The sequence below is a fragment of the Neoroseomonas lacus genome, assembly GCF_014644535.1.
Taxonomy (GTDB): Bacteria; Pseudomonadota; Alphaproteobacteria; order Acetobacterales; family Acetobacteraceae; genus Neoroseomonas; species Neoroseomonas lacus.
Genome location: NZ_BMKW01000002.1, coordinates 169467 through 181730, shown reverse-complemented (window position 1 = coordinate 181730; position 12264 = coordinate 169467). Strand labels below are relative to the sequence as shown.

Genomic DNA, 12264 nt, shown 5'->3' with positions numbered 1-12264 from the left:
AGACTATGGCCGTGAAGGTTGCCATCAACGGGTTCGGGCGCATCGGTCGCCTGGTGCTGCGCGCTGCCTGCGAGGCGGGCCGGCAGGACCTGGAATTCGTCACCATCAACGACCTCGGCTCGGTCGAGGCGAATGCGCATCTGTTCCGCTATGACAGCGTGCATGGCCGTTTCCCGGGCGAGGTGATCGTCGAGGGCGACACCATCACCATCAAGAACGGCGGCAAGAGCTGGGGCCCGATCAAGATCACCGCCGAGCGGGATCCGTCCAAGCTGCCGCTCGCCGGCATCGATGTCGCGATGGAATGCACCGGTATCTTCACGTCGAAGGAAAAGGCTTCGGCGCTGCTGACCGCCGGCGCGCGCAAGGTCGTTATCTCCGCCCCCGGCGACAACGCCGACGCGACCATCGTCTATGGCGTGAACGAGAAGACGCTGACGAAGGAGATGACGGTCATCTCCAACGCGTCCTGCACCACCAATTGCCTCGCGCCTGTCGCGAAGGTGCTGCACGACAATTTCGGCATCGTCCGCGGCTACATGGTGACGATCCACGCCTATACGGGCGACCAGAACACAGTCGATACGCTGCACAAGGACCTGCACCGCGCGCGTGCGGCGGCCGTGTCCGCGATCCCGACCTCGACCGGTGCGGCCAAGGCCGTCGGCCTGGTGATGCCGGAGCTGAAGGGCAAGCTGGACGGCACCGCCATCCGCATCCCGACGCCGAATGTCTCGCTGGTGTCGCTCGACTTCGTGCCGGCCAAGACCGAAGGGCTGACCAAGGAAGCGATCAACGCGGTGATGAAGGCCGCGTCCGAGAGCGGGCCGCTCAAGGGCATCCTCGGCTACAACACGGCGCCGCTGGTTTCCATCGACTTCAACCACAACCCGATGTCGTCCACCTTCGACGCGACGCAGACCCAGGTGGTCGATGGCGGGCTGGTGCGCGTGATGTCCTGGTACGACAATGAGTGGGGCTTCTCGAACCGCATGAGCGACACGACGGCGCTGTTCGGGTCGCTGTGACGTGACGCGGGGGGGTACGGCTCCCTCGCGACGACCTGCCAGGGGCCGCAAGGCCCTTGGTTCCGGCCATATGCGGACCCTGCCGCTGGACCGGGTCTATCAGTTGATCGAGCCGGGGCCGGTGGTGCTGGTGGCCACCAGCCAGCGCGGCACGCCGAACGTCATGACCATGTCCTGGCACATGATGGTCGAGTTCACGCCGCCGCAGATCGCCTGCATCGTCAGCAACCGGAACCACTCCTTCACGGCGCTGCGCCGGATCAAGGAATGCGTCATCGCCATCCCGCCGGCGGCATTCGCGAAGACGGTGGTGGCGATCGGCAACTGCTCCGGCGCCGATACCGACAAATTCGCCACGCTTGGCATCGCGACGAGGCCAGCGCGTCACGTCGAAGCGCCGCTGCTGCCGGACTGTTTCGCCAATCTGGAATGCCGCGTGGTCGATACGCGGATGGTCAGCGCGTATTGCATGTTCGTGCTGGAGGTCGTGCACGCCTGGATCGACCCTGAGCGGCGCGACGCGAAGACGATCCATCACCAGGGCTGGGGCAGGTTTGCCGTGGATGGGCGGACCATCCGGCTGGCCTCCGACAAGGCCTGATCTCGCAACGAGGGGCGCCGCCCTACCAGTCCCGCCCGCCAAAGGACGCGGTGTCGGTATCGGGCATCCATATCGTCTCCGGCGCTGCGACCCGTTCCCATGGAGGTCCCCAGGTATCGGTTTCCAAAGGCCTCGGGCCTTTGGTGGGGAGGGTCCGGGAGGGGGCAAAGCCCCTCTCGATTCAGCCCGCCGGGCGCACTAGGACGCTGCCCGCACCGCGATCTCGCGCCGCACGTCCTCGGCAAGCTGCAGACTCAGCGCCGACATCACGCCGCCCGCGACCAGGTCGAGCCGGCGCGCCAGCCGCAAATAGGACCGCCTTGCCGTCTCGGTGGACAGCAGCAACCCCCCCCGCCGTACCAGAGCACCGACTGCACGGCGATGATGGCGACGATGGTCAGGTACAGCCAGGCGAGCGCATCCGGCGGCGCGGGTTCAGGCGGCCGTCCGGCGGCCGTCCATCATCGCTTCGGCGCGCTCGGCGATTCGTGCCCGCAGACGGTCCAGCGCCACGCCGCCGCGTAGCACGGGCGCGCAGGCCGTATCGTCGTAGCGGCCCGATTGGCGCGCCGTGACGAAGTCCTTCACCAGGACGGTGGCGCCGCGATTGTCGAACAACTGCCTGTTGCCGTCGTCGAAATATGATTCCGACACGACGCCCTCGGACACCAGCAGCCCATGGGTGGGCAGTTCGACATGCCAGTAGGTGACCGTCTGGCACCAGGCTTCCTGGACGATGGTCGTCCCGTTCACCAACAGGTTCACCGGCACGAGCAGGCCATCGAGGAACAACGCATGTTCGGGGGACAGGCGCAGGTCGCGCCGCGGCATGCCGTTGCCCAGCGCGCCGGCGCTGACGACGATCGGCGCCGCCTTGGCCGGGTCGGGATGACGGGCGATGTCGAGACGGGTGTGGCCGATCCAGAGGATCGGGCGCAGCGGCGCCGTGCCGCCGTGCATCGTCATCGCCAGGTCGCCGACACGCAGCTGTTCGACGGGCACCTCGCCACGTTCGGTCAGGATGAGCGTGCCTTCGGCGAAGCAGGCGACGTCGATGGGGCCGATCGGGTTGCCGCCGACGACGCCGTCCGAGCTTTCGACGGAAAATACGTAGTCCTGGCTCGGGTCGAGGGCGCTGATGTTGGTCAGGTCGAAGGTCGTCTGTCCGCCGCCGGCGCCGCTGAAGCCGCCGGACTGCCCGACGACGATGGGCGAACCGCCGCCCACCGGCGTGGCCGTGACGATGAAGGAGACCGTCTGCGCCCCGCTATCGAGGGAATAGTTAACCGTCGCGCTTTCCGCGGTGGTTACGTCGATCGGGGTCGTCAGGCTGACCAGGCTGAGGGAGGCCGTGCTCATCGATCGCGTTCCTTAATTGGTGGTGCATTGGGTTCGCCGAATTCACGCCGGGTCAGTACCGGGCGGGCCGGGCAGACTCTCAGCGCCCGCAGTTCGCCGGCGCGACCTGGTCGACCGTCTGGTAGCGGCCCTGGGAGGTCACGACGCGCACGCAGGTGTTCGAGGCCGCATGGAGCCAGTACGCGGTCAGTCCGCGCTGGCGCACATTCGTGAATCCCATCCGTTCCATGCCCATCTCCGCCTGCCCGGCGCGCGCGCCGCGCATGGAGGCGAAGTCGGGGGCGGCTGCCGCCGGGGCGGGCGCCACGACAGGCGCCGCCACCGGCGTCGTTGCCGCAGGCGGGGGGCTGCCGCAGGCCACGAGCCCGAGAGCGAGGGCGACGCCGGCGAGGGGGGGGAAGAGAGCGGATCGGCATGCCGTGGCATCCACTTCATTGAAACGGAGCCCAAACATAAACACCCGGCAAACGCCCGCGATCCGGCAGGCGAAGCCGCTATCCACAATGCGAAGGACGCCGCGAATTGCTGCGATCAGACCTGGCGCAGGCGTCGCGCGAGGGCGGTGGAAGGGTGCTCCCCGAACCGCGCCCGGTAGCGCGCGGCGAAGCGGCCGAAATGCGTCACCCCGCATTCCAGCGCGATCGCCGTGACAGTATCCCCCTGCACCGCATGAGACAGGCGCCGGTGGGCGGCATCGAGCCGGGCGGCCGCGACGACCTGGCTCGGTGTCATGCGACGATGTCGCTGGAAGGCAAGCTGCAGGGCCCGCGTGCTGACGCCGAGATCGGCCGCGAGGCTTGCAACGGAGATATCCTCGGCGAGCCGGGCGAGGATGGCGTCCTCGGCCCGCCGGACCTGCCAATCGGCCGGCAGCACCGTGTCGGAGACAACTTTGGCGGCGGGCTGTACGGCGTCGAGGATGAGGTCGGTCAGCATGGCGGCGGCGGAGCGGCTGGCGCGCTCGGACGTCAGCAGCGTATCGCCGCCATCGAATTCGTCGACCAGGTAGCGCAGGTAGCGCAGCAGCGCGGCACTGCGGCCGCTGACCTCCGCCCAGTCTCGATCAAGCTGCCACCAGTCCAAGGGGTTCCGCGCCGCACGGGCCTGGAGGCGGGCAAGCGGCACTTGCGCGACCAAGCCGACATAGCGTGCTGGAATGGTTGTCCTGCGGCGCCCTGGCCGCGGCAGCGCGACCTCGCCTTCGCGTACAACCAAGCGTCGTTGGCCGTCATTGGTTTCCAGCGTGCCGAGCAATGGGGAAAGGACCGTGACGTTCTCCGAATCCACCGGCTCGATCCTGTGGCCGGTGGTGCCGACCGCGCTTAAGCGAATTCCATCCAGTATCATGGAATTAACGATCATACGGAAGTCGTCGTCGCGTCCGATCGGCCGCAAGCCTGACCTGCCAAAATGGGGGCTGTTGTCGCGGGCCGTGATGACGGAACCCGTCTCCAGGACGCGGTAGCGGCGAAGTGTGTTCATGAGGGCATTGCCACTATCGATGCCTGCCGCATGCTATCGATAGACGCCGTCCGCCCACAACTATTGCGTGTGATGCTCGCCCCGCCATTGCGCCGGTTGCACGGCGGCCGGGACGAGGCGGGGCAGGCGGCCATGTGCGTCAATACAGCCACAGGCGCGCCCGCGCCATCTCGAACCCTCGCCCATCGCCATTCACGCAGCGCAGCCCGGTCTGCGACGCCGTGCAGGCCATCCCCGGCCCCTGCCAGGCGCGGCCATAGCCCAGCACGGGCGAGGCGCGGTTCGCTACCGTATCGCCGTGACAGAGCATCGCCGCCGGGCCCTTGCCGCCGAGTTCGACCGCGTCGCCGTAATCCTGTTCGCAGTCGCGCGGCCGCGCGGGGCGGGGGAAGGTCGATTGCAGGACGTCGCAGCGCAGGGTGCCGTCATACAATGCACAGTGGATGTTGCCCGAGGGCAACTGGAAGGCTTCCTGCGCCGATGCTACGACCGGCAACAGCAGAAACGCCGCGAGCCAGCGGACCATATTCACTCTCCTCGCCCGGGAATTTGACGCGATGTCCTACCGAACGATCGACGCACTCGATGCCCACGGCAAGCGCGTGCTGCTGCGCGCGGACCTCAACGTGCCGGTCCGGGACGGGCTCATCACCGACCGCACGCGCATCGAGCGGCTCTGCCCGACCATCGCCGAACTGGCCAATGACGGCGCCCGCGTCATCGTGTGCAGCCATTTCGACCGCCCCAAGGGCCGCCGCGTGCCCGAGATGTCGCTCAAGCCGCTGCAGGAGGCGCTCGCGGCCGCGCTGCGCCGGCCGGTCGCCTGGGCCGATGACTGCATCGGGCCGGAGGCCGAGGCGGCCGTCGCGGCGTTGCAGGATGGCGAAATCCTGCTGTTGGAGAACACCCGCTTCCATGCCGGCGAGGAAAAGAACGACCCCGCCATGGCCGCCGCGCTGGCCAGGCTCGCCGATGCCTATGTGAATGACGCCTTCTCGGCAGCCCACCGCGCCCATGCGAGCACCGAGGGCGTCGCGCATCTGCTGCCCTCCTTTGCCGGGCGGCTGATGGAGGCCGAGCTCAAGGCGCTCGATGCCGCGCTTGGCAACCCGGCGCGGCCGGTGGTGGCGATCGTCGGCGGGGCGAAGGTCTCGACCAAGCTCGACCTGCTGGGCAACCTGATGAAGAAGGTCGATGTGCTGGTGATCGGCGGGGCGATGGCGAACACCTTCCTCGCCGCGCAGGGGCACCCGGTCGGCAAGTCCTTGCAGGAAGCCGAGATGCACGACACCGCGCGGGAGATCCTGGCGGGCGCGCAGGCGGCGGGCTGCGAGATCCTGCTGCCGGTGGACCTGGTGGTGGCCGAGGAATTCCGCGCCAATGCGGCCACCCGCACGGTGCGCGCCGATGCCGTGCCGGAAGGCTGGATGGCGCTCGATGTCGGGCCGAAATCGGAGGAGGCGATCGAACAGCGGCTGCGCGGCGCCTCGACGCTGGTGTGGAACGGCCCGCTCGGCGCCTTCGAGATCCCACCCTTCGACACGGCTACGGTGGCCGTGGCGCAGATCGTCGCCGCCCTGACGCAATCGGGCGCGCTGAAGTCGATCGGCGGCGGCGGGGATACGGTCTCGGCGCTGCGCCATGCCGAGGTGATCGACCGCATGACCTATGTGTCGAGCGCCGGTGGGGCCTTCCTGGAGTGGCTGGAAGGCAAGACGCTGCCGGGGGTGGCGGCGCTCACGAACAAGTGATTTTCAGCCGAGCGCCTTGCCCGGCTTGCACGCAATGGTTGCTGGAAGGTTAACGGAGTTGCGGCGCAGCTTGCGGGCATGCGCATCCATTCCGTCCGCCCCGTCGATCGTCGCTGGCCGCGGTTAAGCCATTCTTCACGGCTCGGTTGGACAATGCTGTCCATGTTGAGCCTCAATTCCCTGTCGGCCTTCACCCAGGAAGTCACGCGCAATGCCGGCATCCAGCCGGTGCGCGGGACCGACCGGACGGACGCAGCGCGCAGCGCCTCGGCGCAGCCGCAGCGCATCCTGCAAAGCGCCCCGCCGGCCGGCAGCGCTCCGCCCGCGGGCAGCAACCTGCCGCGCGGATCGTTGCTCGACCTGCGGGTCTGAAGGACCACGTCGGCGCCCCAATTCACGGAGGGTCTGCAAGCGCCGCTTGCGTCCGCCGCGGCGGCGCGCGAATGATTCCCGCATGTCCCGTTTTGTCCGGCGCATTCCCGACGGCGATGACCACGAACGACTGATCTGTGCTGATTGCGGGCATGTCTCCTATGAAAACCCGAAGGTCGTCGTCGGTTCCATCGTCGCCGAGGGCGAAACTGTCCTGCTGTGCCGGCGCGCAATCGAACCACGCCACGGTTTCTGGACCATCCCCGTCGGCTACATGGAAATGGGCGAGACCGTCGAGGAAGGGGCGAGGCGCGAAGCCTGGGAGGAAGCGCGCGCCCGCATCGCCCTCGACGGCGTGCTGGCGGTCTATTCCATCGCGCGGCTCGGCCAGGTGCAGGTCATCTTCCGCGCCCGCTTCGCCGAGCCGGGCTTCGAGCCCGGCCCTGAAAGCCTTGAGGTGCGCCGCTTCACCTGGGATGAGATCCCGTGGGACGAGATCGCCTTCCCCTCGGTCCGCTGGGCGCTCAAGGCCTGGCGGGAGGGTTCGGCCGGCGGCGTCGCGCTCAACCCGGCCGAGGACCCGCGCGGGGTTCGCCCGCTGCCTGGCGGCTCGGCGTGATCGCGCGCCGGCATTTGTTGAGCGCGGCCGCCAGCTTCTTCTCCGCCCCGGCGCTGGCCCAGCTGACCGCGGAGACGACGGTCGTCACCCCGCAGCAGGCGGCGCGGCCGCGCGCCGGCGCGCACCGCAACGATCCGCTGCCCTTGCCGCCGCCCGCGCCACCGCCGGTGCCACCCGACCTCGCCAGCCGTGGCGAGCCGGCCCCGGTGCCCGACCGCGACATGGAAGACCCGCAAAGCCGCAACGTTCAGCGCGCGACGCCGCAGCTCAACCCGGCGCTGATCGATCCCGACGCACCGCAGACCGGCACGCAGCGCGACACCAGCAGCCTGCGGGCGCGCGAGGACCGCTTCCTGCGCCAGCCCGCGGCTGGGGCGCGGCTGCGGCTGCCCTTCACTTATTGAACAGCGGGCGCCGCCGGATGGCGCCGACGCGTCAGAGGCTGTTTGGAAACTCCGGCGCCGGCCCGGAAACAGGCCGGCAGGCGTGTTACCGACCGGACTCTCAGGCTTTGGCCGCTTCCTCGGGCGTGGCGAGGCGCAGCGCCAGCGCGTGCAGGCCGCCCTCGAATTCCGCGGCCAGCGCCGCATGCACGGCGCGCGAGCGCGCCACGCGGGACTGCCCGGCGAAGGCCGGCGAGATCACGGCGACCGAGAAATGCGTCTCGCCTTCCGGCCGCGCCCCGGCATGGCCGGCATGGCGGTGGCTGTCATCGGTGACGCTGACCTGCGCCGGGGCGAAGGCGGTTTCGAGGGTGGTGCGGATGCGGTCGGCGCGGGATGTCATGATGCGCGCTTGTCCCGCCTCTGGCCCGCGCTGCCAAGGGGCATCATTGGCTTGCGTGACGTGTCGTGCCTACCCATAACGGTCCGATGCGCCGAACTGGCAGGAAGACAGCGCCGGAACCTGTGGATGACGGCGCACCGATGCGTCGTTGTGAGCATCCCGGCTGCGACGAGGCCGGCCTGTACCGTGCCCCGCGCGACCGCACCCTGCGCGAATTCCACTGGTTCTGCCTGCCGCATGTGCGCGCCTACAACGCCGCCTGGGACTATTACAAAGGCATGGGGCCGAACGAGATCGAGCAGGCGCTGCGCTCCGACAGCTCCTGGCAGCGGCCGTCCTGGCCGCTCGGGCGGCTCGGCGGCGCCGGGCGGTTCGACGCGGATCTGCTGCGCGACCCTTTTTCCGTGCTGGGGCAGGAAGCGCCGACACCGCGCCGCCGCCAGCGCGAGGAGAACCAGGCGCCGCCCGAATTGCGTGCCGCGCTCGACCTGCTGGAACTGGTCTGGCCGCTCGACCAGGTGGATTTGCGCAGCCGCTACAAGGAGTTGGCCAAGCGCTACCACCCGGATGCGACCGGCGGTGACCGGGCTGCAGAAGAAAAGCTCAAGGACATCAATCGGGCGTATAGTCTGCTCAAGCGCCGGGTTCCGCCCCGTGCGGCTGCGCCAGCCCAGCCGGAAGCTGCCGCGGCCGGGTAGCGGGATTGCCCGACCCCTCCTAGTATGTCCCTCGACCGTCACGGAACCGGACTTGCGATGAACAAGGTTGCCCAGATTTCCGAAATCCGCCCGACCTCGGCCATCGAGGCCCCGGACATCACTGTGAAGGCGCGCGAGGTGTTCGGCGTCGACATCGACATGGATGTCCCGGCGTTCTCGATCCGCACCGAGCACGTGCCGGAGATCGACAACACCTACCGCTTCGACAAGGAGACGACGCTCGCCATCCTCGCGGGCTTCGCCTTCAACCGGCGCGTGATGATCCAGGGCTACCACGGCACCGGCAAGTCGACGCACATCGAGCAGGTGGCCGCGCGGCTGAACTGGCCCTGCATCCGCGTGAACCTCGACAGCCACATCTCGCGCATCGACCTGATCGGCAAGGACGCGATCGTCCTCAAGGACGGCAAGCAGGTCACGGAATTCCGCGAAGGCATCCTGCCCTGGGCGCTGCAGCACCCCTGCGCGCTGGTGTTCGACGAATACGATGCCGGCCGCCCGGACGTGATGTTCGTGATCCAGCGCGTGCTGGAGGTCGAGGGCAAGCTCACCCTACTCGACCAGAACAAGGTGATCCGGCCGAACCCGTATTTCCGCCTGTTCTCGACCGCCAACACGGTCGGCCTGGGCGACACGACGGGCCTGTATCACGGCACGCAGCAGATCAATCAGGGCCAGATGGATCGCTGGTCTATCGTCGCCACGCTGAACTACCTGCCGCACAAGCAGGAAACCGACATCGTGCTGGCGAAGATGGGCGCCGAGGGCGACCCGAAGATGAAGAAGCAGGTCGAGGCGATGGTGGCCCTGGCCGACCTGACCCGCGCCGGCTTCATCGCCGGTGACATCTCGACCGTCATGTCGCCGCGCACGGTCATCACCTGGGCCGACAATGCGCGCATCTTTGGCGATATCGGCTTTGCCTTCCGGCTGACCTTCCTCAACAAGTGTGACGAGGCGGAGCGCTCGACGGTGGCCGAGTACTACCAGCGCTGCTTCAACGAGGAAGTCTCGACGGGGCTGCTGCGCAAGGCGGGGTGAGGCATGGCGCCGCGCTTCCTTCTCCACCACGCGCCGAAGTCACGGTCCATGGGCAGCCTCTGGCTGCTCGAAGAGGCGTCTGCGCCTTATGAGGTGCAGTGGCACGACCTTGAGGCCGGCACGCACAAGGCGCCGGGCTTCCTGGCGGTAAACCCGGCCGGGAAGCTGCCGGCGCTGGTCGATCGCGGGCCGGACGGGTCGTGGAATGTGGTGGTGACGGAGGCGGTCGCGATTGCCGCCTATGTCGCGGATCTGTGCCCCGAGGCCGGCCTGGCGCCGACGATCGGCACGCCTGAGCGCGCCGCCTATCAGTTCTGGATGGCCTATGGGCCCGGCGTGGCCGAACCCGCCATGGCGGATGCCGCCTTCCCGCGCGCCAAGCCGGCGCCGCCCATGGCGCTCGGCTGGCCCGACCTGCCGACGGTCCTGGCGCGGATCGAGGGCGCGCTCGACGGCCGCGACTGGCTGGTCGGCAACCGATTCACCGCTGCGGACCTCACGGTTGGTGGTCTGCTCGCCTATATGGCGATGTTCGGCCTGATCCAGCCTTCCCCGGTGCTTGCCCGCTATATTGGGGCGATCAACGCCCGCCCGGCGCGCCAGCGCGCCCTTGCCATGAAGGCGCCCGCATGAGCGGCAAGCAGGACCTGACCCGTCAGGAAGAATTCAAGCGCGCCACCGCCGGCGCCCTGCGCGCCATCGCGCATGCCGACCCCGAGGTGCAGGTGGCGTTCCAGCCCGGCCCGTCCGGCGTTGCCGGCAAGCGCGTGCGCCTGCCGCTGCCGACGCGGGCGCTGCCGGCGGCCGAGATGGCCAAGCTGCGCGGTGCGGCGGACGCCGCCGCCCTGCGGCTGCGCCACCACGACGAATCCCTGCATGCCAGCCGCATCCCCGGCAGGCGCGAGGCGCGGGAAGTGTTCGACGCGTTGGAGCAGGTACGCGTCGAGGCGGTCGGCTCCAAGCACATGTCCGGCGTCGCGGCCAATTTGCGCGCCAAGCTGACCGAGGAATGCGAGGCCGAGGGCTACGATCGCATGACGCGCAAGGACCAGCTGCCGCTGCCCGCGGCGCTGGCCATGCTGGCGCGCGAGAGGCTGTCCGGCGAACCGGCCCCCGAGATCGCCCATCGGGTGCTCGATCTGTGGCGCGACACGCTGGGCGAGAAGGCGGATGAGGCGCTCGCCGAGATGGCGACCTCCGCCGAGGACCAGACCGCCTTCGCCAAGGCGGCACGCAAGCTGCTGACCGCTCTGGATCTCGCCGAAGCCGAGGTCGAGGCCGAATCCGAGCAGCAGGACGAGGAAGGCGAGGAGGGCGGCGAGAGCAGCCCGCAGCAGGACCAGTCCGGCGAAGGCCAGTCCCAGTCCGAGCAGGAGGAGCAGATGCTCGGCGCCCAGCCCGAGCAGATGCAGGGCGAGGCCGCCGAGGAAGAAGGCGAGGAGACCGAGGAGGACGGCGCCGCGGCCGATGGCGACGACAAGCCCGGCGGCCCGCAGCAGCGCCGCGAGGTGCCGCAGGTCGACGACACCACGCGCTACCACGCCTTCACCGGGCAGTTCGACGAGATTGTTTCGGCCGAGGATCTGTGCGACCCGGATGAGCTGAACCGGCTGCGCCAGCAGCTCGACCAGCAGCTGTCGCATCTGCAGGGCGTGGTGTCGAAGCTGGCGAACCGGCTGCAGCGGCGCTTGTTGGCGCAGCAGCAGCGGGCGTGGGATTTCGACCTTGAGGAAGGCATGCTGGACGCGGCGCGGCTGACCCGCGTGGTGACCAACCCGATGCATGCGCTGTCCTACAAGCGCGAGCGCGAGACGGATTTCCGCGACACCGTCGTCTCCCTGCTGATTGACAATTCGGGCTCGATGCGCGGGCGGCCGATCACCGTCGCGGCGATGTGCTGCGACATCCTGGCGCGCACGCTGGAACGCTGCGCGGTCAAGACCGAGATCCTCGGCTTCACCACGCGTGCCTGGAAGGGCGGGCAGTCCCGCGAGCGTTGGGTGCAGGAAGGCAAGCCGCGCAATCCGGGGCGGCTGAACGATTTGCGCCACGTCATCTACAAGGCGGCCGATGCGCCGTGGCGGCGGGCGCGCAAGAATCTCGGGCTGATGCTGCGCGAGGGGTTGCTCAAGGAGAACATCGACGGCGAGGCGCTGGAATGGGCCTACAAGCGGCTGCTGCCGCGGCCCGAGCATCGGCGCATCCTGATGGTGATTTCCGACGGCGCGCCGGTCGATGACAGCACGCTGTCGGTCAATCCGGGCAATTACCTCGAACGCCACCTGCGCAAGGTGATCCATGAGATCGAGGGGCGGAACCAGGTCGAGCTGATCGCCATCGGCATCGGGCATGACGTGACGCGGTATTACCGTCGCGCGGTGACGATCGTGGATGCCGAGGAGTTGGGCGGCACCATGATGAAGAAGCTCGCCGAACTGTTCGACGAGGATGCCGCCGAGGCGTGGCAGCGCGCCGCCGCGGAGCGGGCGCCCGTCCTGGTGTGAGG

The 12264-nt window shown here is 68.8% G+C and carries 16 protein-coding genes; 10 read left to right on the top strand and 6 right to left on the bottom strand.

The annotated features are described in order from the left end of the window. Positions 1–5 precede the first annotated feature (5 nt). Positions 6–1028, top strand: coding sequence for a type I glyceraldehyde-3-phosphate dehydrogenase (gene gap / locus IEY36_RS04265; RefSeq protein ID WP_188965694.1), 1023 nt, complete (start codon positions 6–8; stop codon positions 1026–1028). A 70-nt stretch (positions 1029–1098) separates the two neighbouring features. Then, positions 1099–1629, top strand: coding sequence for a flavin reductase family protein (locus IEY36_RS04260; protein ID WP_188965693.1), 531 nt, complete (start codon positions 1099–1101; stop codon positions 1627–1629). Between the two features lie 198 nt (positions 1630–1827). Here IEY36_RS04260 and IEY36_RS04255 read toward each other — a convergent pair whose 3' ends face one another. The 5 genes from IEY36_RS04255 to IEY36_RS04235 form a co-directional block, all read right to left on the bottom strand. Further along, positions 1828–1974: a hypothetical protein gene (locus IEY36_RS04255; protein WP_188965692.1), complete on the bottom strand. Its 147-nt coding sequence runs from the start codon at positions 1972–1974 to the stop codon at positions 1828–1830. 90 nt (positions 1975–2064) lie between these two features. Beyond that, positions 2065–2988 (bottom strand): Hint domain-containing protein, encoded by a 924-nt coding sequence (locus IEY36_RS04250; protein ID WP_188965691.1) that lies wholly within the window; start codon positions 2986–2988, stop codon positions 2065–2067. 79 nt (positions 2989–3067) lie between these two features. Further along, a complete protein-coding gene (locus IEY36_RS04245) occupies positions 3068–3310 on the bottom strand; it encodes a hypothetical protein (RefSeq protein ID WP_188965690.1) in 243 nt (80 codons plus the stop codon). 209 nt (positions 3311–3519) lie between these two features. Then, positions 3520–4470 carry a helix-turn-helix transcriptional regulator gene (locus IEY36_RS04240; RefSeq protein WP_188965689.1) on the bottom strand — a complete coding sequence of 317 codons (951 nt, stop codon included), beginning with the start codon at positions 4468–4470 and terminating at the stop codon, positions 3520–3522. A gap of 139 nt (positions 4471–4609) precedes the next feature. Continuing rightward, positions 4610–4996 (bottom strand): DUF6636 domain-containing protein, encoded by a 387-nt coding sequence (locus tag IEY36_RS04235; RefSeq protein ID WP_188965688.1) that lies wholly within the window; start codon positions 4994–4996, stop codon positions 4610–4612. A 31-nt stretch (positions 4997–5027) separates the two neighbouring features. Between IEY36_RS04235 and IEY36_RS04230 the strand changes: the two genes are divergently transcribed. From IEY36_RS04230 to IEY36_RS04215, 4 genes are all read left to right on the top strand, one after another. Further along, positions 5028–6221, top strand: coding sequence for a phosphoglycerate kinase (locus IEY36_RS04230; RefSeq protein WP_188965687.1), 1194 nt, complete (start codon positions 5028–5030; stop codon positions 6219–6221). 162 nt (positions 6222–6383) lie between these two features. Continuing rightward, positions 6384–6593, top strand: a complete 210-nt coding sequence (locus IEY36_RS04225) for a hypothetical protein (protein ID WP_188965686.1) — start codon at positions 6384–6386, stop codon at positions 6591–6593. Between the two features lie 82 nt (positions 6594–6675). Continuing rightward, complete coding sequence (locus IEY36_RS04220; protein ID WP_188965685.1) at positions 6676–7212, top strand: NUDIX hydrolase; 537 nt, start codon at positions 6676–6678, stop codon at positions 7210–7212. Further along, positions 7209–7616, top strand: a complete 408-nt coding sequence (locus IEY36_RS04215; protein WP_188965684.1) for a hypothetical protein — start codon at positions 7209–7211, stop codon at positions 7614–7616. Before IEY36_RS04220 ends, IEY36_RS04215 begins: the two co-directional genes overlap by 4 nt. Positions 7617–7716: 100 nt before the next feature. Here the strand turns inward: IEY36_RS04215 and IEY36_RS04210 are convergent, their stop codons facing one another. Beyond that, entirely contained in the window at positions 7717–7998 is a 282-nt protein-coding gene (locus IEY36_RS04210; protein ID WP_188965683.1) for a BolA family protein, read from the bottom strand. A gap of 140 nt (positions 7999–8138) precedes the next feature. Here IEY36_RS04210 and IEY36_RS04205 point away from each other — a divergent pair, with 140 nt between their 5' ends. Genes IEY36_RS04205 through cobT form a run of 4 tightly spaced genes read left to right on the top strand, consistent with a single transcriptional unit; the run spans position 8139 to position 12262 of the window. Then, positions 8139–8696 (top strand): J domain-containing protein, encoded by a 558-nt coding sequence (locus tag IEY36_RS04205; protein ID WP_229681109.1) that lies wholly within the window; start codon positions 8139–8141, stop codon positions 8694–8696. Between the two features lie 57 nt (positions 8697–8753). After that, on the top strand, positions 8754–9758 hold the full coding sequence (gene cobS / locus IEY36_RS04200; RefSeq protein ID WP_188965681.1) for a cobaltochelatase subunit CobS: 1005 nt from the start codon (positions 8754–8756) through the stop codon (positions 9756–9758). 3 nt (positions 9759–9761) lie between these two features. Further along, the gene (locus tag IEY36_RS04195) at positions 9762–10391 is read left to right on the top strand and encodes a glutathione S-transferase family protein (RefSeq protein ID WP_188965680.1); all 630 of its coding nucleotides are present in this window, start codon (positions 9762–9764) and stop codon (positions 10389–10391) included. Continuing rightward, on the top strand, positions 10388–12262 hold the full coding sequence (gene cobT, locus IEY36_RS04190; RefSeq protein WP_188965679.1) for a cobaltochelatase subunit CobT: 1875 nt from the start codon (positions 10388–10390) through the stop codon (positions 12260–12262). The genes IEY36_RS04195 and cobT overlap by 4 nt, the downstream gene beginning before the upstream one ends. Positions 12263–12264 lie beyond the last annotated feature (2 nt).